Genomic DNA, 25,494 nt, shown 5'->3' on the forward strand with positions numbered 1-25,494 from the left:
GTCGTGCTCTGCACACACCCGGGTGCAGAGCACGACCGCGCTCAGAGCACGTGGGTGGCGATCATCTGACCGAGCTGTCGGATGTCGGAGTTGCCCTTGAACTCCAGCCGCACCTTGCCCAGCCCGCTGAACCACAGGTCCAGCTCGGCGTCGAGGTCGAAGGTGCCCGCGGTCTCCACCGAGAAGGCCTGGATCCTGCTGTAGGGCAGCGAGGTGAAGTCCTTCTTGCGGCCGGTCATGCCCTGGACGTTCACCGCGATCAGCCGCTTGTCGGTGAAGACGACGAAGTCGCGCACCGTCTTGAACGCGAAGTACAGCTGCTCGCCGGGGATGAGCAGCGGGGCGACGTCGCCGGCGACGTCCTGGGGGTTGCACTGGCTCAGCTTGAACACCGAGCCGTTGGAGAAGTCGATCACCGGGACACGCTAGGTCAGCGGAACGTCACCGACCGTGTCCCACGCCGGGTCAGCGGAGCCGGCGGGTGGCGTCGGGCAGCCGCTGGGTGACCCCGCGCGCGTCGAGCCACTCCATGAGCGGCACGGCCACCCGCCGCGTCGTCCCCCACGCCGAGCGCGCCTGGCTGAGCGTGAACGGCTGCGGCACCGCGGCCAGCCGGGCGCGGGCTGCCTCCTCCACGCCGGGCGCCAGGTAGACGCCGTCCGCGATGCGCACCAGCTGCCCGTCGCGCACCGCGGCCGCCAGCTCGCGCGGGCCGAGCCGGGCGGCGCGCAACTCATCGGCGTCCGGGGCGGCGAACGGGTCGGCGGCCAGCCGCGCCCGGATCGCATCGACCGCCCGCTGCACGGCCGGCGGCAGCCCGGCGGCGGCCACCACCACCCGGCCCTCGCGCAGGGCCAGCGGCGGCCGGACGACCAGGGCCACCAGGTCGTCGTCGGGGAGGTCCAGCTCCCGGCGGACGACGGCGACCGGCGGCCCCGGCTCCAGCGGGTGCGCCCGCCGGTGCGCGGCCACCAGCCCGGGCACCCGGCGGGCCAGCTCGCCGACCAGCCCGGGCGCCACCAGCCACGGCCCGGCGCGGACGGCGTCGCCCGGCACCGGCCACCCCATCGCCGCGAAGTCGTCGGCGCGCACCACCCGGCGGCGGGCGAGGTCGGCGGCGGCCCCGGCCGGCCCGGCCTGCTGCCGCCCCAGCTCGCCGGCCCGCTGCCGGGCCGCGCCGCGGCGGCGCAGCTCGGGCGGGGCGACGTCGCGGACGTCGGCGCCGAGCACCCGCCGGGCGCCCGGGTCGCGCAGCAGCACGCGGTCGCCGACCCGCAGCGGCAGCGGGCCCGCCAGCCGCAGCCGCACCGCCCGCCCGTCGAGCGGGCGCAGCCGCACCGGCACCGCCGCCGACCCGACGTGCAGCACCGCCCCGGCCGGCAGCCGACCCTCGGGCGCGCGGGCCAGGACGACGTCGGCCTCCGCGGTGGACCGGAACGCGCCGGGGGTGACCAGCGCGTCGCCGCGGGAGAGGTCCTCGACGGCGACCCCGCGCAGGTTCAGCGCCACCCGCGCGGTCGCCGTCGCCCGCTCCACCGGCCGGCCCAGCGACTGCACGCCGCGCACGCCCACCTCGCGGTCGCCGAGCCGCAGCCGGTCGCCGGGCGCCACCGACCCCGCGGACAGGGTGCCGGTGACGACGGTGCCCGCGCCGCGGATGGGGAATGCGCGGTCGACCCACAGCCGCACCGGCGCGGCGGCGTCCGGCGCGGGCAGCCCGGCCAGCAGCGCCTCCAGGGCAGCGGTGAGCTCGGGGACGCCGCGGCCGGTCGGCGCGCTCACCGCCACGCCCGGGACCGTGCCCATCGACGTCGCGGCCAGCCGCTCGGTGGCGTCGGCGAGCACGGGCGCGGGGTCGGCGAGGTCGGCCTTGGTGACGGCCAGCAGCGCGTGCCGCACGCCGAGCGCGTCCAGGACGGCGACGTGCTCGGCGGTCTGCGGCGACCAGCCGTCGTCGGCGGCGACCACGACCAGCGCGGCCGGCACCGGCCCGACGCCGGCGAGCATGTTGCCGACGAACCGCTCGTGCCCGGGCACGTCGACGACGGCCAGCACCCGGCCCGAGGGCAGCGTCGTCCAGGCGAAGCCCAGGTCGATGGTCAGGCCGCGGCGGCGCTCCTCCTCCCACCGGTCGGGCTCCATGCCGGTGAGCGCGCGGACCAGCGTCGACTTGCCGTGGTCGACGTGGCCGGCGGTGGCGATCACGTCCACGCCCGCGCCACCTCCAGCACCGCGGCGGCGAGGTCGTCGTCGGCCGACGGCGGCACGCTGCGCAGGTCGAGCAGGGTGCGCCCGTCGGCGACGTACCCGACCACCGGCCGGGCGCCCCGCCGCAGCGGCTCGGCGAACGGCTCGGGCAGCGAGACCGCGGCGCTGGGCAGCGGGTGCTCGGGCGCCCCTCCCCCGCCGACGCGCGCGGCGGAGTCCACGGCGTGCGCGTCGACCCCGGCGTCGGCCAGCCGGCCGGCCAGCGCCCGCGCCCGGGCCCGCAGCCCGGCGACGTCGGCGGCGAGCATCTGCTGCACCGGCGGTTGCGGGCCGCGCAGGGTGGCCTCCAGCGCGGCGAGCGTCGTCTTGTCGACCCGCAGCGCCCGGTACAGCGGGTGCCGGCGCAGCCGCTGCACCAGGTCGGCGCGGCCGAGCACCAGCCCGGCCTGCGGGCCGCCGAGCAGCTTGTCGCCGCTGGCGAGCACCAGGTCGGCGCCGTCGGCCAGCGTCGTCTGCAGGTCCGGCTCGTCGGGCAGCGCCGGGTGCGGCCGCAGCAGCCCGGAGCCGACGTCGGCCACCAGCGGCACGCCGCTGGTGTGCAGCGCCTCCGCCAGCTCGTGGACCGGCACCGCCCGCGTGAAGCCGCGGACGACGAAGTTCGACGGGTGCACCTTGAGCACCGCGCCGGTGTCGTCGTGCAGGGCGTCGCGGTAGTCGTCGAGGGTCACCCGGTTCGTCGTCCCCACCTCGCGCAGCCGGGCGCCGGTCGACTCCAGCAGGGCGGGGATGCGGAACCCGTCGCCGATCTCGACCAGCTCGCCGCGGGCGATGACCAGCTCGCCGCCCAGCGCCGTGGCCACCAGCGCCAGCGCCGCCGCGCAGTTGTTCACCACGAGCGCGGCCCCGGCCGCCGGCACCGCCGCCAGCAGGGCCGACAGGGCGGCCTCGCCGCGCGGCCCGCGGCGGCCGGTGGCCAGGTCCAGCTCGACGTCGGTGGTGCCGCTGGCCGCGACCACCGCCTCGACGGCCGCGGCCGACAGCGGCGCTCGCCCGAGGTTGGTGTGCACGAGGACGCCGGTGGCGTTGAGCACCGGGCGCAGGGCGGACGCGGTCACGGGCAGGCCGGCGAGGACGGCGGCGACCGCGTCCTCGGGCGCGAGCTCGCCCGCGCGGACGCGCTGCTGCACGGCGCGGACGGCGTCCTTGACCAGGTCCCGGCCCAGGCGCGACACGGCGTCGGCCAGCGCCGGGTCGGCCAGCAGCGTGTCGGTGCGGGGCACTGCCCGCCGCGGGTCGGCGCTCATCGCTGCGGAGCGTATGCGCGCCGGCCCGCGGGGAGGCTGGCGGAGGCGGACGGGAATCGAACCCGCCTGACCGAGCTGCTCGGCCACGCCGGCTTTAGAGGCCGCGGGGGCCACCAGGCACCCTGACGCCTCCGCCGGCCAGCCTACGGTGGGGCCGTGACCAGCGCGCCCGCACGGATCCGCCTCACCCGGTACGCACACGGCGGCGGCTGCGCCTGCAAGATCCCGCCCGGGGAGCTCGAGGCCGTCGTCGCCGGGCTGACCGGCACCGGCCCGGCCGACCCGGCCGCCGAGCTGGTCGTCGGCCTCGACGACGGCGACGACGCGGCCGTCGTCCGGACCGCCGGCGGGCAGGGGCTGGTGCTCACCACCGACTTCTTCACCCCGGTCGTCGACGACGCGTACACCTTCGGCCGGATCGCCGCTGCCAACGCGCTGTCCGACGTCTACGCGATGGGCGGCACCCCGGTGGTCGCGGTCAACCTGCTCGGCTGGCCGCGCGACGTGCTGCCCGCCGAGCTCGCCGCCGAGGTGCTGCGCGGCGGGCTGGAGGCGGCGCAGGAGGCCGGCTGCCACGTCGGCGGCGGGCACTCGATCGACGACCCCGAGCCGAAGTACGGCATGGCGGTCACCGGCGTCCTCGACCTCGACCGGGTCATCCGCAACGACGCCGCCGTCGCCGGGACGCCGCTGTCGCTGACCAAGCCGCTGGGGGTCGGCGTGCTCAACAACCGGATGAAGGCCACCGGCGAGGTCAGCGAGGAGGCGGTGGCCTCGATGACCGCGCTCAACCGGGACGCCTCCCGCGCCGCGCTGGCCGCCGGCATCCGCGCGGGCACCGACGTCACCGGCTTCGGCCTGCTCGGCCACCTCTACAAGATGGCGCGCGCCAGCGGGGTGACCGCGGTCGTCGACGCCGCCGCGGTCCCCTACCTGGCCGGGGCGCGCGAGGCGCTGGCCGCCGGGTTCGTCTCCGGCGGCACCCGGCGCAACCTCGACTGGGTGCGCCCGCACACCGACCTGTCCGCCGTCGGCGAGGACGAGGCGCTGCTGCTGGCCGACGCGCAGACCTCCGGCGGGCTGCTGCTGGCCGGCGAGGTGCCCGGCGCCCCGGTGATCGGCGCGTTCGTGCCGCGCCAGGACGCGGTGGTCGTCGTCCGCTAGGCCCTTCCCCCGCCCGGCGGCGGCTGCCATCCTCCGCGCCCGGCGACGGCGGAGGAGGACGGCGTGCGGTGGATCGCGGGCGGGGCGGCCCTGCTGCTGGCCGGGTGCGGGAGCGGGCCGGCGGCGCCCCCGCCGGCCGCCCCCGCGACCACCGAGGCAGCGGACGACGGCGGCACGGGGTACGCCAGCGCGTTCCTCGGCGCCGGCGGCGAGAGCGGCAGCGACGACGTCTTCGTGCACGTCACCGTGTTCGACCCGCCGGACGCGGACGCCTTCGGCAACGGCGAGTTCTTCGTCCTCGGCTGGGACTGCCTGACCGAGGAGCGGGTGCCCGCGACCGTCGCCGGGCTGGACTCCGCCACCGCCCGCGGGGAGCTGGCGCTGACCTGCGGGTCCCACACCGCGGCCGGCGAGGTCACCGGCACCGCCGTGGTCGACCTGACGTGGACCGCGGAGGGCCCCGGCCACGAGTACGCCCTCGACAGCCCCGACGGCGCCTGCCGCGAGCTGCTCACCGACCGGCACGCCGTGGTGACCGGGCAGGTGCGCGTCGTCGTGCCGGGGCTCGGCTACGACGGCGTCGCGGTCAGCCTGGCCGACGACGACGACTCGGTCTCCCGCGGCGTCCCGGCCTGCCCCTGACCGGCCGCGGCGCGTCGGGGACGACACGCCGCACCCGCGGCCGGCCGCGCACGGATCCGTCCCGGTCGCCGGCCGCCGCTGCCACCCTCCCGCCCGCACCGGCCCGGGAGGTCCGGGACCGGTACCCGAGGAGGACGGCATGAGGACGAGGACGGCCCGGGCGCTGACCGTGCTGCTGGCCACGGCGGCACTGGGCGGCACGGCGGGCACGGCCGCCGCGGCACCGCCCGAGGGCCGCGGCGCGACGACGGAGTGGAAGGCCACCACGGGCCTCGGTGAGGAGGGCGGCGACCTGCGGGTGAGCGCCACGGTCACCGGGAACCGGGACGGCGCGCTGACCGTCGACCTCGAGGCACACACGGCCGGGTACGCCTGCCGACCGGTGGAGTCGCCCGCCGCCTCCCTGGTCCCGTTGGAGTCGGCCACCCTCTCCGGCGAGGACGTGGCGCTGAGCTGCACGCCCGACGGCGGGGGTCAGGGCCTGGTCGAGGTCACCGGGACGATGGACGTCGACCTCGTGTGGACGGGTACCGGCGACACCACCCGCTTCCCGCAGGAACTGGACCACTGCGTCGGCCGGGTCCTCGTCCGGGAGGCGACCGTCACCGGGTCGGTGACCGTCTCGATCGACGGCGGCCCGACCGCGACCGTGGAGGTGTCCGGGTACACCGGGGACACGCGGCTGCAGTACCAGCACGTGGCCTGCCCGCCGCCGAAGGCCTGAGCCGCCGCCGTCCGGCGGGCGCGGTGTCGCCCGCCGGACGGGGGTGTCCTAACGTCCGGCGCATGCGCGCCGTCTTCGTCTCCACGCCCTCGCCCGACGACCCGCTCTCCGTCCTGGAGGTCGGCGACCGGCCCGAGCCGGAGGCGCCCGACGGCTGGACGACGGTGCAGGTGAAGGCCGTCTCGCTCAACCACCACGACCTGTTCAGCCTGCGCGGCGTGGGCCTGCCGCGGGAGCGGATGCCGATGATCCTGGGCACCGACGCGGCCGGGCTCGACGAGGACGGCAACGAGGTCGTCGTCCACGGCGTCGTCGCCAGCCCCGGCTGGACCGGCGACGAGACGCTGGACCCGAAGCGCTCGCTGTTCTCCGAGCTGCACCAGGGCACGATGGCCGAGCGGGTCGCCGTCCCCCGGCGCAACGTGCTGCCCAAGCCCGCCGAGCTGTCCTTCGCCGAGGCCGCCTGTCTGCCCACCGCCTGGCTCACCGCCTACCGCATGCTCTTCGTCCGCTCCGGCCTGCGGCCCGGCCAGACGGTGCTCGTGCAGGGCGCCAGCGGCGGCGTGGCCACCGCGCTGGTCGTGCTGGGCCGGGCCGCCGGCTACCGGATGTGGGTCACCGGGCGCAGCGAGGAAAAGCGCGCGGCCGCGCTCGAGCTCGGCGCCGAGCAGGCGTTCGAGACCGGCGCCCGGCTGCCCGAGCGGGTCGACGGCGTCATGGAGACCGTCGGCAAGGCGACCTGGAGCCACAGCGTGAAGTCGCTGAAGCCCGGCGGCGTCATCGTGACCTCCGGCGCCACCACCGGCTACGACCCGAGCGCCGAGCTCAACCGGGTGTACTTCACCCAGCTGTCGGTGGTCGGCTCCACCATGGGCACCCGCGACGAGCTGGAGTCGCTGGTCCGGATGTGCGCGGTGACCGGCGTCCGCCCGGTCATCGACGTCGAGCTGCCGCTGGAGCAGGCCCGCGAGGGCTTCAGCCGGATGCTCGAGGGCCGCACCGCCGGGAAGATCGTCTTCACGCTCTGACGAGGAGGCCGGCCGTGGCCAGGACAGCGCGGGTGTGGCGGGGCTGGGTCCGCACCGGGGACGCCGACGCCTACGCCGCCTACGTCGAGGAGACCGGCGTGGGCGAGTACCGGCGGACGCCGGGCAACGAGGGCGCCTGGGTGCTCACCCGGGACCTCGGCGACGGCCGCACCGAGGTCGTGGCGCTGAGCCTGTGGGAGTCGCTGGAGGCGGTCCGCGGGTTCGCCGGCGACGACCTCGAGGCCGCCGTCTACTACCCCGAGGACGACCGGTACCTCGTGCAGCGCGAGGACACCGTCACGCACTACGAGGTGCGCGGGCCCGGCTGACCTCGCGCAGCAGCACCAGCGCCGCGACCGCCGCCAGCGCGGCGGCGACCGCGGCGCCGGCGAAGACGGTGTGCAGCTGGGTGAGGACGGCCTGGTCGACGGCCGCCTCGTAGGCGGGGCAGTCGGCCGGGGTGTCCGGGCAGACGGTCAGCGGCGAGCCGATCGCCTCGACCTCGGCGGTGAACCGGCGCAGCGCCACCGCGGTGAGCAGCGACAGCCCGACCAGCATCCCCACGGTCCGGGCGACGACGGCGAGCGCGCTCGCGCTGCCGTGCACGGCCGGCCCGGTGACCGCCAGGAGCACCGCGTTGACCGGCGCGATCGCCAGGCCGAACCCGAGCCCCGCGGCCAGCAGCACGACCGTGGACCACCACCGGTCCAGCGACGTCTCGCCCCAGCCGGTCATCGCCCACAGCGCCAGCGCGGCGAGCACCGTGCCGCCGGCCGCGACCAGCCGCGGGGGCAGCACCCGGCACAGCCAGCCGCCGGCGACCGCGCCCACCGGGACGGCGACCAGCAGCCGCACCAGCACGAGCGCGGCGCCGAGCTGGTCGCCGGGCGTCGTCGTCGCGCGGGCGAACAGCGGGACGTCGACCAGCGCGACCACCAGCGCCACCCCGACCAGCAGGTTGACCAGCAGCGCACCCCACGCGCCGGCCGGCCGCAGCGCGCCCAGGGGCAGCACCGGGTCGGGCGCGCGCCGCTCGTGCAGCCAGAAGCCGGTGGCGGCCAGCGCGGCGACCGGCAGCAGCACCGGGCCGTGCGCGACGACCTCGGTGGCCGGGTCGGCCGCGGCGAAGGCCCACACCAGCGCCCCGAGCGCGACGACGGCGAGCAGCGAGCCGAGCACGTCGACCTCGCGGAGCAGCCGCGGGACCCCGCGCAGCGGCAGCACCGCGCCGGCGGGGTGCGCGAGGCTGCGCGCGACCAGGGCCAGCCCGGCGACGACGGCGGCCAGCGCCAGCGGCGTCGACGCGGTCACGCCGTCGGCCAGCGGCACCCAGGCCAGGCCGAGCGTGACGTCCTCGGCGAGCGCGGCCGGCGCGGCCAGCTGCAGCCCGGCGGCGGCGCCGGTGAGCAGCAGCAGGACCAGGCCGACGGGGTCGGGCCGCCGGCCGCCGCCGGTGAGCACCACGCCCGCGGCGAGGACCAGCCCGAGCAGCAGGTTGAGCCAGAACACCGCCCGCCAGTCGCTGACCGCGAGCACCGCGGCGCCGGCCAGCGGGCCGAGCACCGCGCCGGCCTCCTGCACCGCGCCGACCACGCCCAGCGGCACCGCCCGGCGCTCGGGCGGCCACCGGTCGGCGACCAGCGCCAGCGTGGCCGGGACCAGCCCGCCGGCGCCCACGCCCTGCAGCCCGCGGCCGGCGACGGCCGGGCCCAGGTCGGTGGCCGTCGCGGTCAACAGGGAACCCAGCGCGAACAGCAGCAGGCAGCCGGCGAGCACCGGCACCCGGCCGCGCAAGTCGGCCAGCCGGCCCAGCAGCGGCAGCGTGGCGGTGTAGCCGAGCAGGAAGCCGCCGACGATCGGCGTCGCCCGCTGCAGCTCGTCGATGCCGACGCCGACCCCGGTGAGGATGTCCGGCAGCGCGAGGACGACGACGTAGGTGTCGGCCGCGGTGACCAGCACCGCCAGCGTGGCGAGGACGACCAGCGGCAGCCCCGGGACCGCGGGTGCCTGCGGCTCAGCCGGCAGGCGGTGCGGTGATCTCGACATCGTCGCCGGGGTCGGAGAGCTCGAGGGTGAAGGTGGCGTCCTGGTCGGCGGCGAAGAAGGGGCCGGTCAGCTCGGCGCGGCGCAGCTCACCCGACTCGGGAGCCACGGCGAAGCGGGCCTCCACCGGCTGGCTCGGGTCCTCGCTGGTGAGCACCTGCTCGACCAGGTCGCCGGGGATCTCGGCGGTCACCTCGCGCACCACCTCGCCGTCGACCCGGCGCTCCTCCCCCAGCTCGGCGGCGTCGGCCTGGGCGAGCAGCTGCGAGATGCCGGTGTCGGGGTCCAGCAGCGCGCCGGGGTCGCCGAAGCCGAACTGCGCGGGGTCGACGACGCTGTAGCCGCTGGTGAACGGCAGCTGTGCGTAGACGGTGCCGTCGACCGAGACGACGGCGAGGTCGAGCGCCGAGCCGACGGCCAGCACCTGCAGGGTGCCCTCGAACGACGCCGGGCGGAGGACGTCGCCCTCGCCGCCGACCAGCGCGGTGCCGGTGGTCGGCGCGCCCTCGCTGGTCAGCACGAAGTGCAGCGACTCGGTCTCGTCGAGCGTGGTCTTCGCGCGGGCGAGCAGGTCGTCGGCGGACTCCTCCGGCTCGCCCCCGCCGCAGCCGGCCAGCGCGGACACCGCGACCACCAGCCCGGCCACCGTCGCGGCAGCGCGGCGCAGCACCATCGTCGTCCTCCCCGTCCGTGCCGGTCGGCCCCCGGCGCGGGCACGGTAGCGCGTCGCGGTGACCCGCAGACGCAGGCGGCGGGGGGTCCCGCGGTCGGGGCGGCGGGTCCACGCTGGGGGCCGTGGACGTCCTGTTCATCGCCGGCGTCAGCGTGATCACCGCGGACCCCGCGACCAGCCGCCGTCTGTACGTCGACGCGCTGGGCCTGCCCCTGGAGCGGATGGACGGCGAGTACGTCGCCAGCGAGCGGATCGAGGGCAGCCGGCACTTCGGCGTCTGGCCGCTGACCCAGGCCGCGCAGGCCTGCTTCGGCGCCTCCGACTGGCCGGCGGACCGCCCGGTGCCGCAGGCGAGCATCGAGTTCGAGCTCGCCGGCGCCGACGCGGTGGCGGCCGGCGCGGCCGAGCTCGAGGACCGGGGGCACACGCTGCTGCACGGGGCGCGCACCGAGCCGTGGGGGCAGACGGTCGCCCGGCTGCAGTCGCCGGAGGGGCTGGTGGTCGGGTTGTCCTTCGCGCCCTGGCTGCACTGAGCGCGCTCAGGCCGGGGCGGCGGTCCTCGCGGCGATCCGCGCCGCCAGCTTCGGCCGGTCCTTGACCGGGAACGACGCCAGCGCCGGCTCGAGCTGGGCGATCCGGTACCGCTGGGTGGTCAGCGCGCGGAACGCCAAGCCGGTGGTGACGCCGTGGCCGGGCCGCTCGACGACGGTGACCTCGTCGCCGGCGCCGACCGCGCCGGTCTCCAGCACCCGCAGGTAGGCGCCGGTCGCGCCGCGCGCGGTGAACCGCTTGACCAGGTCGGGGACGTCCCAGAAGCGGGCGAAGTTGGCGCACGGGATGCGCGGCGCGGTCACCTCGAGCAGCGCCGTCCCGACCCGCCAGCGCTCGCCGATCTCGGCGGCGGTCAGATCCAGACCCGCCGTCCGCAGGTTCTCCCCGAACCGGCCCGGAGGCAGGTCGCGGCCGAGCTCGGCGGCCCAGACGTCGGCGTCCTCCTGGGCGTAGGCGTAGACCGCCTGCCCCTCCCCGCCGTGGTACTTCCGGTTGACCTGGACGTCGCCGTCCAGGCCGAGCTCGCCGACGGCGACGCGGCCGGGCCGCGGGCGCTTGTCGATGCCGCTGCGGTCGGGCCGGCGCCCGGGGAGCGGCAGCAGGTCGGAGCCGGAGACGCAGACGGCGAGGAGCCGCCCGCTCACTTCTTGCCGGCTGCGGGCTCGTTGGTGGAGAGCGCGGCGACGAACGCCTCCTGGGGGACCTCGACGCGGCCGACCATCTTCATCCGCTTCTTGCCCTCCTTCTGCTTCTCCAGCAGCTTCCGCTTGCGGGTGATGTCACCGCCGTAGCACTTGGCGAGGACGTCCTTGCGGATGGCGCGGACGGTCTCGCGGGCGATCACCCGGGAGCCGACGGCGGCCTGGATCGGCACCTCGAACTGCTGCCGCGGGATGAGCTCCCGCAGCTTGCCGGCCATCATCACGCCGTAGCCGTAGGCCTTGTCCTTGTGCACGATCGCGCTGAACGCGTCGACCGCCTCGCCCTGCAGCAGGATGTCGACCTTCACCAGCGAGGACTCCTGCTCGCCGGCCTCGGAGTAGTCGAGGCTGGCGTAGCCGCGGGTGCGCGACTTCAGCGCGTCGAAGAAGTCGAAGATGATCTCGCCGAGCGGCAGCGTGTAGCGCAGCTCGACGCGGGACTCGCTCAGGTAGTCCATGCCGCCGAGCTGGCCGCGCCGGCTCTGGCACAGCTCCATGATCGCGCCGGTGTAGTCGCTGGGCGCGATGATCGTGGCGTTGACGACCGGCTCGAAGACCTTGTCGATCTTGCCCTCGGGCCAGTCGCTGGGGTTGGTGACGGTGTGCTCGGTGCCGTCCTCCATCACCACCCGGTAGACGACGTTGGGCGCGGTGGAGATCAGGCTGATGCCGGCCTCGCGCTCGAGCCGCTCGCGGACGATCTCCAGGTGCAGCAGGCCGAGGAAGCCGACGCGGAAGCCGAAGCCGAGCGCCGCGGAGGTCTCCGGCTCGTAGGTCAGGGCCGCGTCGTTGAGCAGCAGCTTGTCCAGCGCCTCGCGCAGCAGCGGGTACTCGCTGCCGTCGATCGGGTAGAGGCCGGAGTAGACCATCGGCTTGGGGTCGCTGTAGCCGCCGATCGGCTCGGCGGCCGGGCGGTGCTGCAGCGTGACGGTGTCGCCGACGCGGGACTGGCGGACGTCCTTCACCCCGGTGATGAAGTAGCCGACCTCACCGACGCCGAGGCCGTCGACCGGCTTGGGCTCGGGCGAGATGACGCCGATCTCGAGCAGCTCGTGGGTGGCGCCGGTCGACATCATCCGGATGCGCTCGCGGCTGGAGATCCGCCCGTCGACGACGCGGACGTAGGTGATGACGCCGCGGTAGATGTCGTAGACCGAGTCGAAGATCATCGCGCGGGCCGGGGCCTCGGCGTCGCCCTCCGGTGGGGGGATCTGCGCGACGATCGCGTCCAGCAGTTCAGGCACACCCTCGCCGGTCTTGCCGCTGACCTTGAGGACGTCCTCGGGGTCGCAGCCGATGATGTGCGCGATCTCGGCGGCGTACCTCTCGGGCTGGGCGGCCGGCAGGTCGATCTTGTTGAGGACCGGGATGATCGTGAGGTCGTTCTCCAGGGCCAGGTAGAGGTTGGCCAGGGTCTGCGCCTCGATGCCCTGCGCGGCGTCGACCAGCAGGACCGCGCCCTCGCAGGCCGCCAGCGACCGGGACACCTCGTAGGTGAAGTCGACGTGGCCCGGGGTGTCGATCATGTCGAGGACGTACCCGGTGTCCCCGACCTTCCAGGGCAGGCGCACGTTCTGGGCCTTGATGGTGATGCCGCGCTCGCGCTCGATGTCCATCCGGTCGAGGTACTGCGCGCGCATCTGCCGCGCCTCGATGATCCCGGTCACCTCGAGCATCCGGTCGGCCAGCGTCGACTTGCCGTGGTCGATGTGGGCGATGATGCAGAAGTTCCGGATCCGGGTGGGATCGGTGGCAGCGGGAGTCGTCACAGTGCCGCCATCGTCCCACGCCGGGGCACCGCGGTGGAGCACCGTGCCGGAGGGGCCTGCCGGCAGCCGGGGTGGGACGGCGCGCCGCACGCTGGTAACCTGGCAGGCCGGTCCGCTGACGCATGCCGTCCGGACGCACCGACAGACCCTTTCCCTCCTGCGAGACACCGAGGCTCACGCGTGGCGAACATCAAGTCCCAGATCAAGCGGAACAAGACGAACGAGAAGGCGCGCCAGCGCAACGTCGCCGTCAAGTCCGCCCTGAAGACGGCCGTCCGCCGCTTCCGCGAGGCCGCCGCCACCGGCGACACCGAGGCCGCGACCGCGGCGCTGCAGAAGGCCGGCAAGGCCCTCGACAAGGCCGCCAGCAAGGGCATCATCCACAAGAACCAGGCCGCCAACCGCAAGTCGGGCATGGCCAAGCAGCTGACCAGCCTCTGAGCTGCGCCCCAGCGCTCCCGGGCCCCCGTCCTCCCTCCCGGAGGACGGGGGCCCGTCGCTTTCCGGGGGCGCGGGCCCGGCCGCTCAGTAGCCGGCGCGGGCCCGGCCGCGGCCGGTGGTGGCGCGGATGTCGACGATCCGGCGGATGGCCCGCTCGAGCGCGTAGTCGGCGCTCGCGGCCACGCCCTTGACGTCGGCGTTGAGCTCGGCGGCCACCCCGATCGCCTGCTGCAGGCCCTCGATGCTCCAGCCGCGGGCCTGGGTCTGGGCCTTCTTCACCTTCCACGGCGGCAGCTTGAGCGCCCGCGCGAGGTCGCCGGTGTTGGAGGTGTTCAGCGAGGTGACCCGGGCCGCGGTGCGGATGCCGTCGGCGATCGCGTCGGCGATGAGCACGTGCGCGACCCCGCGGTCCAGCGCCCACCGCAACGTCTCCAGCGAGCCCTGGCGGTCCCCCACCAGCACCTTCTCGGCGACGGTGAAGCCGGTGACCTCGGCCTGCCCGCGGTGGAACCGGGCGACGGCGTCGGCGTCGATGGCCCCGCCGAAGTCGGCGACCAGCTGGGTGGCCGCCGACGACAGCGCCCGCAGGTCCCCGCCGACCGCGTCGACCAGGGCGGCCACCGCGTCGGGGGTGATCCGGCCGCCGGCCGTGCGCACCTCGTTGCGGACGAACGCCGCCCGGTCGCCGGGCGAGGAGATCTTGGCGCACTCGTCGAGCGCCGCCCCGGCCGCGGTGAACGCCTTGACCAGCGCCTCGTTGCGCTTGCCGCCGTGGTGGACGACGACCAGCGTGAGGTCGGGATCGGGGTCCTTGCAGTAGCCGGTCAGCGCGTCGACCAGGGCGCCCGCGGCCTCGTGCACCCCACTGACGACGACCAGCCGGTGCTCGCCGAACAGCGACGGCGCCAGCACGTCGGCGAGCTGGCCGACCGGCAGGCCGGCGGCGACCAGCTCGTGCACCTCCGCGGCGGGGTGGCGCTCGAGGACGGCGGCGCGCACGGCGGCCACGGCGCGGGAGCGCAGCAGCTCCTCCTCCCCGACGACGGCCCGCAGGCGGGAGGTCGGTGCCGGGGGTGCCGCTGCCACGCCCCGATGGTGTCACGGCCCGCCGACGGTCCGGCCGCACCGCGGGTCCGCCCGGCACGCCGCCGTCGGCGGGGTGCACCGCCCCGGCCTGCACCTCTCCTCCACCGCGGGCGGCGACGCCCCACTCCCCTGCCGAGCCGACGACGGCCAGGTCGCCCTCCCGGTCGGTGCGGTGGACCTGCATGCCCTCCCGGGCCAGCAGCGACAGCAGCCGTGGCGCCGGGTGCCCGTAGGTGTTCTCCGCGCCGACGCTGACCAGCGCCACCCGGGCGCCGGTCGCGGCGAGGAAGGCCGGGGCGGCGTCGGCGCTGCCGTGGTGCGGGACCTTGAGCACGTCGGCGCGCAGGTCCACGCCCCGGTCGAGGACCCGCTCCTCGGCGGCCGCACCCAGGTCGCCGGTGAGCAGCACCCGCACGCCGCGCACGGTGACCCGCACGACCAGCGAGAGGTCGTTGGGCTCGGCCGCGGCGGTCGCGATCTCCGGCGGCGGCGCCAGCACCTCGAGCCGGGTGCCGCCCACGTCGCGGCGGTCGCCGGGGACGAGGACCTCGCGGCGCGCCCCGGCCCGGGCGGCGGCGCGCGCCAGGTCGCCGGCCCGCTCGTCGGCCGGGGACAGCGTGCCGGTGGCGAAGGCGCCGACCTCCCGCCCGTCCAGCGCGCCGGCCAGCCCGCCGACGTGGTCGGCGTCGAGGTGCGACAGCAGCACCAGCGGCAGCCGGTCGACGCCCAGCCGGTCCAGGCAGCGGTCGACCGGGCCCACCTCCGGGCCGGCGTCGACGAGCACGGCCTCGCCCGGGCCGGTCGGGAGCACCAGCGCGTCGCCCTGGCCGACGTCGCAGGCGACCAGCACGGTCCCCGGCAGGGGCCAGCCGTCGGCGACCTGGCGCAGCGGCCAGCCGAGCAGCACCAGCCCGAGCACTGCGGCCAGCCCCAGCGGGCGCAGCCGCCGGTACCGCCACAGCAGCAGCCCGCCGGCGAGCAGCAGGACCGTGAGCAGCAGCGCGCCACCGGTGCCGGCCGGCCAGCCGGTCGCGCCGTCGGGCAGCGCCGCCGCGGTGCGCGCCACGGCGACCAGCCACCGCACCGGCCAGCCGGCCAGCCACACGAGGCCGTCCCCGGCGACCGGCACGGCCGGCCCCACGACGGCGGCCAGCAGGCCGAGCACGGTCGCCGGCGCCACCGCGGGCGCGGCGAGCAGGTTGGCCGGCAGCGACACCGGGCTGACCAGCCCGGACAGGCCCGCCACCAGCGGCGCGGTGGCCAGCCCGGCGGCCGCGGCCACCGCCACCGCGTCGGCAGGCGTGCGCGGCCAGCCCCGGCGCTGCAGCCGGCGCGACCAGCGGGGCGCCAGCAGCACGATCGCCGCCGTCGCCGCGACCGACAGGGCGAACCCGGCGTCCCGGGCCAGCCGCGGGTCGAGCAGCAGGAGCACCGCCACCGACGCGGCCAGCGCGGGGACCGCGGCCCGTGTGCGGCCGGAGGCCAGGGCGAGCAGGGTGACCGCGCCCATGGCCGCCGCCCGGACGACGCTGGCGTCGGGCCGGACCAGCACCACGAAGCCGGCGAGGACCGCGAGGGCCACTGCTGCCTGCACCCGGCGGTCGACCGCCCGCCGGCGCAGCGGCGCCAGCACGCCGGTGAGGACGATCGCCACGTTGGCGCCGGAGACAGCGGTGAGGTGGGACAGGCCCGCGCGGCGGAAGTCCTCCTCCAGCACCGGGTCCAGGCTCCGCGTGTCGCCGACGACCAGGCCGGGCAGCAGCCCGTCCGCGGGTGCGGGCAGCACGCGCCGGGCGGAGGCGGCCAGCCCGTCGCGGACGGCACCGGCGGCGCGCTGCAGCCGGGACGGCCCCTCGACCGGCTCCGGTGGGCCGCGGGCCGACAGCCGCGCCACGACGCCGTCGGTGGCGGGTGCGGTCGCCACCGCCACCCTCGTGCGCACCACCTGCCCGGGCAGCACGCCGGTCCAGTCCTCCGCGGGCGCGAACAGCACGGCGGCGGCGGTCAGCGACACCGTGGCCGCCCGGTCGGTCACCGCGGTGACCGTGACGTCGAGAGCCAGCCGGGGCGGGCCGACGCCGGCGACGCGCCGCGGGTCGCCGTCGGCCTCCAGGACCACCTCGACCGTGCGGCCGGCCGCCACGTCGGCCAGCGGGGAGGCGGCGCGGGCGGCCCCGCGGACCGCGGCGACCGTCGCGGTGGTGGCCACCGCGGCGAGCACGGCGAGGAGCACGAGGACGCCGGCCCGTCCCCGGTGCCGGACGAGCAGCACCGCCCCCAGCGTGGCCGCGCCGGCCAGGACGAGCAGGACGGGCGGCGACAGCAGGCCGGCCGCGAGGGTGACCGCCCAGACCGCGGCGGCGGCCGGGACGAGGCGCAGGTCCAGCCACGACCAGCGCCGGTCCGGGAGGGCGCTCACACCCGGACCAGGTCGGCCAGGTCGCCGTAGACGGCGGGGCCGATGCCCGGGACGTCGTCGAGCTGCTCGACGCTGGTGAACCGGCCGTGCTGCTCGCGGTGGTCGACGATGCGCTGGGCGAGCACCGGGCCGATGCCGGGCAGGGCGTCGAGGTCGGCGACCGTGGCCGCGTTGAGGTCCAGCGGGCCGGCCGGGGCCGCTCCCCCGGCGGCCGGCGCGGGAGCCGCTCCCGGGACGCCGACGGCGATCTGCTGCCCGTCGCTGACGACCGCGGCCAGGTTGACCGAGGCGGGATCGGCCTCGGGCAGGAGGCCGCCGGCCGCGGCCACCGCGTCGGCGACCCGGGCACCCTCGGGCAGCGTCACCAGGCCGGGCGTGACGACGAGGCCGACGACCGAGACCACGACCGTCGTGCGCGCCCCGGCCGCCTCCGCGGGCGCGGACTCCGTGGTGGCGGCCGGTGCGGGCTCGACCCCGGCCGCGACGGGCTCGCCCCCGGCCGGGACGGGCTCGGGTGCCGGCTCCACCTCCGGCCGCTGCAGCCAGGTCCACCCGGCGAGCAGCAGCGCCACCAGCAGACCGGTGAGCCACAGCGCCGCGCCGCCGCGCCGGCCGGGGTCCAGGCGCACCGCCCGCCCGGGCGCCCGGTGCCGGCCGAGCCCGCCCGGCAGCCGACCGTCCGCCTGGTCGTCCGGGTCGTCCCGTTCGTCGTCGAGGTGGGTGCCGAGGTCGTCCTCGCCTCGGCCCCCGGGCGGCTCCGGGCGGCGGAGGAGGGCCACGCCGGTGCCCGGCGGGGACTCGAGCGGGTCGTCGTCGGGCAGCCAGCCCGAGCGCCGGCCCTCGTCGAGCAGCACCCGCAGGCGGGCACGGATGACGTCGGCGGCGGGGTCGCGGCGGGAGGTCAGGCGCACGCGGCGGACGCTAGGCAGGCCGCCGCCCGGGAGGACTGCTCCGTGAGGAGCTGTGGACGGCGGTGCGGGCTGTGGACGGGCGCGGGCCGTCCGACGGGAGCCGGTGCACGCTGCGCGCCGTGTCCGCCCCTCGCTCAGTCCCCGTCCGCCGGGGTCACCACGACGCCGACCGCGCCCGGCCCGACGTGCGCGCCGACCGCCGCGCCCAGCTCACTGACGTGCAGCTCCCCGACGTCGGGCACGGCGCGCTGCAGCTCGGCCGCCAGGCGCTGGGCGCGCTCGGGCGCGGCCAGGTGGTGGACGGCGAGGGAGGCGCCCGGACCACCGGCGGCCTCCTCCGCGCGCTTCACCAACCGGGCGAGGGCACGCGCGGAGGTGCGCACCCGCTCCAGGGGGACGACCCTCCCCTCCGCGACGTGCAGCACCGGCTTGACCGCCAGGGCGGTGCCCAGCAGCGAGGCGGCCGAGCCGATGCGGCCCCCGCGGCGCAGGTGCTCGAGGGTGTCGACGACGAACAGCGTGCGGGTGCGCGCGGCGGTCCGTGCGGCCACGGCGGCGACCTCGGCGGCGGTGGCGCCGTCGGCCGCCGCGCGGGCGGCGGCGAGCACGGGGAAGCCGGTGCCCATGGCCGTCGACCGCGAGTCGACGACGGTGACGAGGTGCTCCCCGACCTGGGCGGCGGCCATCCGGGCGGCGTCCCAGGTGCTCGACAGCTCGGCGGACAGGTGGACCGACACCACCCGGTCGGCGCCCTCGGCCAGCCGGCGGCGGTAGGCGGCGACGAAGTCGCCGGGGGTCGGCCGCGAGGTCGAGACGTGCTGGCCGCGGGAGGTCAGCGCCCGGGCAACGTCCTCCGGGGTGATCTCGGTGCCCTCCCGGCCGGAGTGCCCGGCGAGGACGACGTAGAGCGGGACCACCTCGATGCCGTACCGCGCGACGAGGTCGGCCGGCAGGTAGGCCGTGGAGTCGGTGACCACGGCGACGGACACCAGGGGAGGCTAGCCCGACGCCGGCCGAGGGCCGACGCGCAGGCGGACGGCCGGTGTCCGGCGGGTGTCCTCAGAGGACCGCGTCGGCGTCCTGGGTGGGCGGGGGTGCGGCGCCCTCGGGGGTGGCCGCGGCGTCGGCCGGGACCGGCGCCGGGGCGGCGACGGCCGGTCCCTCGACCCGGCCCGGCAGGGCGGCGACGACGGCGTTGTGCCGCATCAGCCGCCACCGGTCCCCCTGGCGGGCCAGCTCGCTCCAGCCGCAGTTGGCCAGCGGCCCGAACACCCGCCGGTGCTGCGGGCCGAGCTCGAGCAGGGCCTCGACGAGCCGGCCGGCGGTCCCGCCGTGGGTGACGACGACGGCCACCTCGGCCGGCGGCAGGTCGTGGAGCGCGGCCAGCGCGCGGCGGGCGACGTCGGTGGCCTCCTCGCCGCCGCGGCCCTGCACCGGCCGCCCCGCGATCCAGTCGGCGTACTGCTCGGGGTGGCGCTCGGCGACCTCGGCGCGGGTGAGCCCCTCCCAGCAGCCCAGCCCGTGCTCGCGCAGTCGCTCGTCCAGCCGCAGCGGCACGCCGAGCAGGCCGGTCAGCGCGGCGGCGGTGTCGGCGGCGCGGACCAGGTCGCTGGCCACGACGACGGTCGTCCCGGGCGTGAGCCCGGCGGCCACCAGGTGCGGTGCGGTGCGGGCGGCCTGCGCCCGGCCCTCGGCGTCCAGCGGCGGGTCCATCTGGCCCTGGAAGCGCCCGGTGGCGTTCCACTCGGTCCGCCCGTGCCGCCAGACGACCAGCCGGGGCACCGGCAGGTCGAGGGCGGCGGGAGCCGTCACCGGCCGGTCGTCCCCGGGTCCCCGTCGGCACCGCCGCCGAGGGGCTCGTCCTGGAGCGGGTCGTCCTCGAGGGCGTCCTCGTCGGTGAGGTCGTCCTCGGTGAGGTCCTCGGTCGGGTCGGGCGCCAGCGGGACCGGGTCGGAGCTGCCCGGGTCGACGTCGTCGGTGGACAGCGTGCCGGTCCCGGGGGGTGCGCCGTCGGCGGCGGGCGGGGCCGCGCGGTCGACGAACGGGATGGTCGGGCAGTCCTTCCACAGCCGCTCGAGGGCGTAGTACGCGCGCTCCTCGGCGTGCTGGACGTGCACCACGACGTCGACGAAGTCCAGCAGCACCCAGCGGGCCTCGGCGACGCCCTCGCGGCGGACGGGCTTCACGCCGTGCCGGCGCAGCCGCTCCTCGACCTCGTCGACGATCGCCTGCACCTGGCGCTCGTTGGGCGCCGCGGCGAGCACGAACGCGTCGGTGATGGCCAGGCGGTCGCTGACGTCGACGATCGAGACGTCGGTGGCGAGCTTGTCCGCGGCGGCCTGGGCGGCGAGCAGCGCGGTCTCCCGGGCCTCGGCGGAGGCGGTCATCGGGGCACCTCCCGGAGGTGGGCAGACGGTGGGGCGGTGGGGTGGGGACCGGCCGGGTCCGCGGGCGCGGGGGCGGCCGGTGGGCGGTCGTAGGTGGGCCGGTCACCGCGCGGGCCCGGCGAGCGCCGGCCGCCGGCGCGGTACAGGCCCCGCTTCTCGATGTACTGCACCACGCCGTCGGGCACGAGGTACCAGACCGGCATGCCGCGGGCCACGCGGTCGCGGCAGTCGGTGGAGCTGATCGCCAGGGCCGGGACCTCGACCAGGCTGACCGCGCCCTCGGGCAGGTGCCCGTCGGCGAGGGTGAACCCGGGCCGGGTGACCCCGATGAAGTGGGCCAGCCGGAGGAACCGGTCGCTGTCGCGCCAGCTGAGGATCTGCGCCAGCGCGTCGGCACCGGTGATGAAGAACAGTTCGGCGTCGGGACGCTGGGCGTGCAGGTCGGTGAGCGTGTCGATCGTGTAGGTCGGGCCCTCGCGGTCGACGTCGACGCGGCTGACGGAGAACCGCGGGTTGGAGGCGGTGGCGATGACGGTCATGAGGTAGCGGTCCTCGGCGGGGCTGACCTCGCGCTCGGTCTTCTGCCAGGGCTGGCCGGTGGGGACGAAGACCACCTCGTCCAGACCGAACAGCCCGGCCACCTCGCTGGCGGCGACCAGGTGACCGTGGTGGATGGGGTCGAACGTCCCACCCATCACGCCGACCCGGGTACCAGCCACCGATCGAGCCTAGCCGGGCGGCGCCCGCGTGGCCCGGGTGCACCCGGCGGGTGCGGTCCCCGGACGGCCGGGCGCAGGGCGCCGCCGCACCCGGCCGTCGGGACGGGACCGTCCGCTCGCGACCGGCACCCCCGTGCCGTCGGTCGCGCCGCCCGGCTCCCGGCCGCGACGACGGGAGCACGGGCCGGGCACCGTGTCGCGCCTCGGTGCCCGCGCTGACCAACGGCCCAGCCGTCCACCGGTTACGAGCGGTCTCGGAGAGGGGTCCCCCGGGCGTGTCGCCGGCACCGGGTGGGGTCAGAGCGTGGTGACGAACTCCGCCAGCTGGGTGGCGTTGCGGCACTCGACCATGTCGACGACCTCGCCGTAGCGGTCGGCGGCGGAGTCACCGCTCCCCCACAGCCGCCGCGGCTCGGGGTTGAGCCAGTGCGCCGAGCGGGCGCGGCGGACCAAGTCGGCGAGCACCGGCAGGCCGGGCTGGCGGTAGTTGGTCCGCCCGTCGCCGAGCACCAGCAGCGAGGTCTTCGGCCCGACGGCGGTGGGCCAGCGGTCGGCGAACACCTCGAGGGCGTTGCCGTAGTCGCTGTGCCCGTCGAAGGCGACGACGTCGGCCTCGCGGCCGATCCGCGCGACGGCGCCGGCGACGTCGGCGCCGGGCCGGAAGAACCGGGTCACCTCGTCGGTGGAGTCGACGAAGGCGAACGCGCGGACGCCGGAGAAGTGCTCGCGCAGCGCCTGGGTGAGCATCAGCGTGAAGTGGCTGAACCCGGCCACCGAGCCGCTGACGTCGCAGAGCACGACCAGCTCCGGCTTGTGCACCTTCCGCGGCCGGTGGTGGGTGACCACGGGCACCCCGCCGGTGCCGAGGGAGGCGCGCACGGTCTTGCGGAAGTCCAGCCGGCCCTGGCGGCCCATCCGCCGCCGCGCCGACAGCCGCACCGCGAGCCGGCGGGCCAGCGGCGCCACCGCCCGCCGCAGCTCGGCGAGGTCGGACTGCTGGGCGCGCAGGAAGTCGACCTGCTCGGCCAGTGGCCGCACCGCGCTCTTCGCCACCCGGTCCCGCCCGCGGTCGGCCGCGGCCCGGCGGCGCACCTCGGCGTCGACGGCGGAGCGGAAGGCGGCCAGCCGCTCCCGGACGGTCTGCCGGGCCACCTGCTCGGCCAGCCCGCCCCGGCCGCCGTCGCCGAGCAGCCCGGCCAGCAGCTGCGTGACCAGGGTGTCCGGCGACAGCGCGCGCATCACCCGGTAGCCGAAGTACGACTGCCCCGACGGCGACGCCGGCGCCCGCCCGAGCTGCTCGACCGCCTGGCGGGCGAAGCGGCGCAGCGCCTCGTCGTCGCCCTCGAGCAGCAACCGGGCCAGCTGCTCGCGCATCCGCTGGGCGAGGTCGCGCTCGTCGCCGTCGCCGTGCCCGTCGGGCAGGTCCAGCGTGGAGCCGTCGTCGGCCCCCGGCTCGCCGTCGGAGGGCTCCGCGCCGTCGTCGGCGGAGCCCGGAGCGGGCCGGTCCGACAGCGGCCACCACAGGTCGAACAGCACGTCGTAGGCCGGGCGCTGCGAGGCGCGCTGCAGCAGCACCGCCGCCAGCCCGTGCCGCAGCTGCTCGCGGTCGAGCAGGTCGACGACGGTGAGGATCTCCGCGGCGTCGACGGCCTGGCTGATCCCGACCGGGATGCCGGCCTCCCGCACCGCCCGCACGAAGCCGTCGAGGTGACCGGCCAGCCCCCCAGGGGACACCGACGGCGCGGACATCAGTTGAGCCGCAGCTCGGCGGCGGCGCGGTCCTGGTCGCTGGCGTGCTTGAGCACCACGCCGAGCGTCGAGCGCACCGCCGTCTCGTCGAGGGTGTCCAGGCCGAGCTCGAGCAGGGTCTGTGCCCAGTCGAGGGTCTCGGAGATCGACGGCGACTTCTTCAGCTCCATCGCTCGCAGCGCCCGGATGGTGCGGACCAGCTGCTCGGCCAGCCCCGGCGCGAGGTCGGGCACCCGGGAGAGCACGATCTCCCGCTCCCGCTCGGCCGAGGGGTAGTCCAGCGACAGGTACAGGCAGCGCCGCTTGAGCGCCTCGGACAGCTCGCGGGTGGCGTTGGAGGTGAGGACGACGGTCGGCCGGCGGGTCGCGGTCACCGTGCCGAGCTCGGGGATCGTCACCTGGAAGTCGCTGAGCACCTCCAGCAGCAGGCCCTCGACCTCGACGTCGGCCTTGTCGGTCTCGTCGATGAGCAGCACGGTCGGCTCGGTGCGCCGGATCGCGGTCAGCAGCGGCCGGGAGAGCAGGAACTCCTCGCCGAAGATGTCGTCGTGGACGGTGCCCCAGTCGGCGCCGTCCCCGCCCTGGGCCGCCTGGATGCGCAGCAGCTGCTTCTTGTAGTTCCACTCGTACAGCGCCCGGGCCTCGTCCAGGCCCTCGTAGCACTGCAGCCGGATCAGCTCCGAGCCCGTCGCCGCGGCCAGCGCCTTGGCCAGCTCGGTCTTGCCGGTGCCCGCCGGGCCCTCGACCAGCAGCGGCTTGCCCAGCCGGTCGGCGAGGAAGACCGTCGTCGCGATCTGCGCGTCCGGCAGGTACCCGGCGGTCGACAGCCGCTTGCTCACGTCCGCCACCGAGGAGAACTGCGGCGACTGGGTCGGCGGGCGGGGCATGCGGCTCCTCAGGTCAAGCGGCCGGGGATCAGCGGGTGTGGCCGTTCCCGGTGACGACGTAGGTGGTGCTGGTCAGCTCGGGCAGGCCCAGCGGCCCGCGCGCGTGCAGCTTCTGGGTGGAGATGCCGATCTCGGCGCCGAAGCCGAACTCGCCGCCGTCGGTGAACCGGGTGGAGGCGTTGACCAGGACGGCGGCGGCGTCGACGCCGGCGGTGAACGCGGCGATGGCCGACGCGGAGTCGGCGACGATCGCCTCGCTGTGCCCGCTCCCCCACCGCGCGACGTGCTCGAGCGCGGCCGGCAGGTCGTCGACGACGCGCACCGCCATGTCCATCGACAGGTACTCGGTGGCCCAGTCCTCGTCGGTGGCCGGGACGACGGCCTGGAGACCGGACTGCGCGGCGGCGTCGATCGTCGCCTGGTCGCCGTGCAGGGTCACCCCGGCGTCGGCGAGCGCGGTGAGCAGCCGCGGGAGGAACGGCACGTCGCGGTGCACGAGCAGCGTCTCGGCGGAGTTGCAGACGCTCACCCGGTGGGTCTTGGAGTTGAGCACGATCGCCTCGGCCATCGCCGGGTCGGCGGAGGCGTCGACGTAGACGTGGCAGTTGCCGACGCCGGTCTCGATCACCGGCACCTGGGCCTCGCGCACGACCCGCTGGATGAGCGAGGCGCCGCCGCGCGGGATGACCAGGTCGACGTGCCCGCGCGCGGACAGCAGCTCGCCCACCGAGGCGCGGTCGGCCGGCAGCAGCTCGACCGAGCCCTCGGGCAGCCCGGCCTTCTGGCCGGCCTCCATGAGCACGGTGACCAGCGCGGTGTTGGTCCGGTACGCCGAGGCCGAGCCGCGCAGCAGCGCCGCGTTGCCGCTCTTGAGGCAGAGGCCGGCGGCGTCGACGGTCACGTTCGGACGGGCCTCGTAGACGATGCCGACCACGCCGAAGGGCACCCGGACCTGCCGCAGCTCCAGCCCGTTGGGCAGCCGCGAGCCGCGGACGACGTCGCCGACCGGGTCGGGCAGGGCGACCAGCTCGCGCAGCGCGGCGGCCACGCCGGCCACCCGCCCGGCGTCGAGCCGGAGCCGGTCGAGCACGGACGCCGGCGTGCCGTCGGCCTCGGCCGCGGCGACGTCCTGGGCGTTGGCGGCCAGCACCTCGTCGGTCCGCTCGACCAGTGCCTCGGCCATCGCGGTGAGCGCGGCGTCCTTGACGTCGGTCGGGAGGGTGCGCAGCACGCGGGAGGCGGCGCGGGCACGCAGCGCGGCGGCCCCGATCAGCGGCAGGTCGGCGGCGTCGGACACGCCCCGCAGGGTACGCGCCGCCCCCTCCGGCCAGACACCTCCGCCGCTGTGTGAGAATGGTTCTCATGACCACGACGACGCGCGTCCTCGCCGCGACGACCGCCGCCGCCACCGGCCTGCTGCTGGCCGCGTGCGGCTCCGCCGGGGAGGACGAGGCCGCGGCCGCGGACGGCGTCTCGGTCGAGGCCGCCTTCTACCCCCTGCAGTGGGCGGCCGAGCGGGTCGGCGGCGACCGCGTCGACGTCGAGTCGCTCACCCCGCCGGGCGCCGAGCCCCACGACCTGGAGCTGACCCCGCAGGACGTCGCGTCACTGACGGAGGCCGACCTCGTCGTCTACCTCGCCGGGTTCCAGCCCGGCCTCGACGAGGCCGTCGACGAGGCCGGGGACGCCGCCTGGGACGCCGGCGAGGCCGCCGACCTGTCGCCGGCCGCCGAGGAGCAGGGCCACGAGGGCGAGAGCGAGGAGGAGCACGCCGAGCACGCCGGCGAGGACGGCGAGGCCGTCGACCCGCACTTCTGGCTTGACCCCACCCGGCTGGCCGACGTCGGCGACGCCCTGGCCGACCGGCTGGCCGAGGTCGACCCCGACGGCGCGGACACCTACCGCGAGAACGCCGCGGCGCTGCGCACCGACCTCGAGGCCCTCGACGCCGAGATGGAGCAGGGCCTGGCGGACTGGGGGGGGGGCCCCCCGGGGCCCCCCCCCCCCCGCGACCGCGGCGGGCGGAGGGCTCCCCACGAGGCGGCCAGCCACAGGACGGTCAGGACGGCGGCCACCCGGCGTGGGTC

Annotated in this window: 24 protein-coding genes, 1 tRNA gene and 1 pseudogene; 8 read left to right on the plus strand and 18 right to left on the minus strand. The window is 77.0% G+C overall.

Annotation, left to right across the window (positions count from 1 at the left end; all coding sequences use genetic code 11):
• Window positions 1-41: 41 nt before the first annotated feature.
• From ACI798_RS22055 to ACI798_RS22070, 4 genes are all read right to left on the minus strand, one after another.
• Window positions 42-416 (minus strand): PH domain-containing protein, encoded by a 375-nt coding sequence (locus tag ACI798_RS22055; RefSeq protein ID WP_457048960.1) that lies wholly within the window; start codon window positions 414-416, stop codon window positions 42-44.
• A 49-nt stretch (window positions 417-465) separates the two neighbouring features.
• Entirely contained in the window at window positions 466-2,211 is a 1,746-nt protein-coding gene (gene selB, locus ACI798_RS22060) for a selenocysteine-specific translation elongation factor (protein ID WP_456940682.1), read from the minus strand.
• On the minus strand, window positions 2,202-3,512 hold the full coding sequence (gene selA / locus ACI798_RS22065; RefSeq protein ID WP_456940683.1) for an L-seryl-tRNA(Sec) selenium transferase: 1,311 nt from the start codon (window positions 3,510-3,512) through the stop codon (window positions 2,202-2,204). Before selA ends, selB begins: the two co-directional genes overlap by 10 nt.
• Window positions 3,513-3,549: 37 nt before the next feature.
• Window positions 3,550-3,645, minus strand: a tRNA-OTHER gene (locus ACI798_RS22070).
• 23 nt (window positions 3,646-3,668) lie between these two features.
• On the opposite strand from ACI798_RS22070, the gene selD reads away from it, so the two are divergent.
• The 5 genes from selD (at window position 3,669) to ACI798_RS22095 (ending at window position 7,399) form a co-directional block, all read left to right on the plus strand.
• Window positions 3,669-4,676, plus strand: a complete 1,008-nt coding sequence (selD, locus tag ACI798_RS22075) for a selenide, water dikinase SelD (RefSeq protein ID WP_457048961.1) — start codon at window positions 3,669-3,671, stop codon at window positions 4,674-4,676.
• A gap of 63 nt (window positions 4,677-4,739) precedes the next feature.
• Entirely contained in the window at window positions 4,740-5,318 is a 579-nt protein-coding gene (locus tag ACI798_RS22080; protein ID WP_456940685.1) for a hypothetical protein, read from the plus strand.
• Between the two features lie 139 nt (window positions 5,319-5,457).
• Window positions 5,458-6,042, plus strand: coding sequence for a hypothetical protein (locus tag ACI798_RS22085; protein ID WP_457048962.1), 585 nt, complete (start codon window positions 5,458-5,460; stop codon window positions 6,040-6,042).
• Window positions 6,043-6,104: 62 nt separating this feature from the next.
• A complete protein-coding gene (locus tag ACI798_RS22090) occupies window positions 6,105-7,070 on the plus strand; it encodes a zinc-binding dehydrogenase (protein WP_456940687.1) in 966 nt (321 codons plus the stop codon).
• 14 nt (window positions 7,071-7,084) lie between these two features.
• Window positions 7,085-7,399, plus strand: coding sequence for a hypothetical protein (locus tag ACI798_RS22095; protein WP_457048963.1), 315 nt, complete (start codon window positions 7,085-7,087; stop codon window positions 7,397-7,399).
• Here the strand turns inward: ACI798_RS22095 and ACI798_RS22100 are convergent.
• Window positions 7,368-9,116 (minus strand): MFS transporter, encoded by a 1,749-nt coding sequence (locus ACI798_RS22100; RefSeq protein ID WP_457048964.1) that lies wholly within the window; start codon window positions 9,114-9,116, stop codon window positions 7,368-7,370. The genes ACI798_RS22095 and ACI798_RS22100 overlap by 32 nt on opposite strands.
• Window positions 9,085-9,786: an LppX_LprAFG lipoprotein gene (locus tag ACI798_RS22105; RefSeq protein WP_456940690.1), complete on the minus strand. Its 702-nt coding sequence runs from the start codon at window positions 9,784-9,786 to the stop codon at window positions 9,085-9,087. Before ACI798_RS22105 ends, ACI798_RS22100 begins: the two co-directional genes overlap by 32 nt.
• 122 nt (window positions 9,787-9,908) lie before the next feature.
• Here ACI798_RS22105 and ACI798_RS22110 point away from each other — a divergent pair, with 122 nt between their 5' ends.
• Complete coding sequence (locus ACI798_RS22110) at window positions 9,909-10,319, plus strand: VOC family protein (protein WP_457048965.1); 411 nt, start codon at window positions 9,909-9,911, stop codon at window positions 10,317-10,319.
• Between the two features lie 6 nt (window positions 10,320-10,325).
• Here the strand turns inward: ACI798_RS22110 and ACI798_RS22115 are convergent, their stop codons facing one another.
• Window positions 10,326-10,982 (minus strand): MOSC domain-containing protein, encoded by a 657-nt coding sequence (locus ACI798_RS22115; protein WP_457048966.1) that lies wholly within the window; start codon window positions 10,980-10,982, stop codon window positions 10,326-10,328.
• The gene (lepA, locus tag ACI798_RS22120; RefSeq protein WP_457048967.1) at window positions 10,979-12,808 is read right to left on the minus strand and encodes a translation elongation factor 4; all 1,830 of its coding nucleotides are present in this window, start codon (window positions 12,806-12,808) and stop codon (window positions 10,979-10,981) included. The genes ACI798_RS22115 and lepA overlap by 4 nt, the downstream gene beginning before the upstream one ends.
• A gap of 180 nt (window positions 12,809-12,988) precedes the next feature.
• On the opposite strand from lepA, the gene rpsT reads away from it, so the two are divergent.
• Window positions 12,989-13,249 carry a 30S ribosomal protein S20 gene (gene rpsT / locus ACI798_RS22125; RefSeq protein ID WP_456940694.1) on the plus strand — a complete coding sequence of 87 codons (261 nt, stop codon included), beginning with the start codon at window positions 12,989-12,991 and terminating at the stop codon, window positions 13,247-13,249.
• A gap of 84 nt (window positions 13,250-13,333) precedes the next feature.
• Here the strand turns inward: rpsT and holA are convergent, their stop codons facing one another.
• The 10 genes and pseudogenes from holA to ACI798_RS22175 all read right to left on the minus strand — a co-directional run bounded on the left by holA (window position 13,334) and on the right by ACI798_RS22175 (window position 24,704).
• Window positions 13,334-14,335: a DNA polymerase III subunit delta gene (holA, locus tag ACI798_RS22130; protein WP_456940695.1), complete on the minus strand. Its 1,002-nt coding sequence runs from the start codon at window positions 14,333-14,335 to the stop codon at window positions 13,334-13,336.
• A gap of 310 nt (window positions 14,336-14,645) precedes the next feature.
• Window positions 14,646-16,754, minus strand: a pseudogene (locus ACI798_RS22135) (ComEC/Rec2 family competence protein); the annotation flags it as partial.
• A complete protein-coding gene (locus tag ACI798_RS22140) occupies window positions 16,751-17,665 on the minus strand; it encodes a ComEA family DNA-binding protein (protein ID WP_457048968.1) in 915 nt (304 codons plus the stop codon). The gene ACI798_RS22140 and the pseudogene ACI798_RS22135, both read right to left, overlap by 4 nt.
• 134 nt (window positions 17,666-17,799) lie before the next feature.
• Window positions 17,800-18,654 (minus strand): DegV family protein, encoded by an 855-nt coding sequence (locus ACI798_RS22145; RefSeq protein WP_457048969.1) that lies wholly within the window; start codon window positions 18,652-18,654, stop codon window positions 17,800-17,802.
• A 70-nt stretch (window positions 18,655-18,724) separates the two neighbouring features.
• A complete protein-coding gene (locus tag ACI798_RS22150) occupies window positions 18,725-19,477 on the minus strand; it encodes a histidine phosphatase family protein (RefSeq protein ID WP_457048970.1) in 753 nt (250 codons plus the stop codon).
• Complete coding sequence (rsfS, locus tag ACI798_RS22155; protein ID WP_457048971.1) at window positions 19,474-20,052, minus strand: ribosome silencing factor; 579 nt, start codon at window positions 20,050-20,052, stop codon at window positions 19,474-19,476. The genes ACI798_RS22150 and rsfS overlap by 4 nt, the downstream gene beginning before the upstream one ends.
• Complete coding sequence (gene nadD / locus ACI798_RS22160; protein ID WP_456940700.1) at window positions 20,049-20,771, minus strand: nicotinate-nucleotide adenylyltransferase; 723 nt, start codon at window positions 20,769-20,771, stop codon at window positions 20,049-20,051. The genes rsfS and nadD overlap by 4 nt, the downstream gene beginning before the upstream one ends.
• A gap of 297 nt (window positions 20,772-21,068) precedes the next feature.
• The gene (locus ACI798_RS22165; protein WP_456940701.1) at window positions 21,069-22,520 is read right to left on the minus strand and encodes a vWA domain-containing protein; all 1,452 of its coding nucleotides are present in this window, start codon (window positions 22,518-22,520) and stop codon (window positions 21,069-21,071) included.
• Window positions 22,520-23,407, minus strand: a complete 888-nt coding sequence (locus tag ACI798_RS22170; protein WP_456940702.1) for an AAA family ATPase — start codon at window positions 23,405-23,407, stop codon at window positions 22,520-22,522. Before ACI798_RS22170 ends, ACI798_RS22165 begins: the two co-directional genes overlap by 1 nt.
• 28 nt (window positions 23,408-23,435) lie before the next feature.
• Window positions 23,436-24,704, minus strand: a complete 1,269-nt coding sequence (locus tag ACI798_RS22175) for a glutamate-5-semialdehyde dehydrogenase (protein ID WP_457048972.1) — start codon at window positions 24,702-24,704, stop codon at window positions 23,436-23,438.
• Window positions 24,705-24,769: 65 nt separating this feature from the next.
• Here ACI798_RS22175 and ACI798_RS22180 point away from each other — a divergent pair.
• Window positions 24,770-25,494: metal ABC transporter substrate-binding protein (locus ACI798_RS22180; protein ID WP_457048973.1), on the plus strand; the 725-nt coding region annotated here is incomplete at its 3' end.

It is taken from the genome of Geodermatophilus sp. SYSU D01045 (assembly GCF_054050295.1).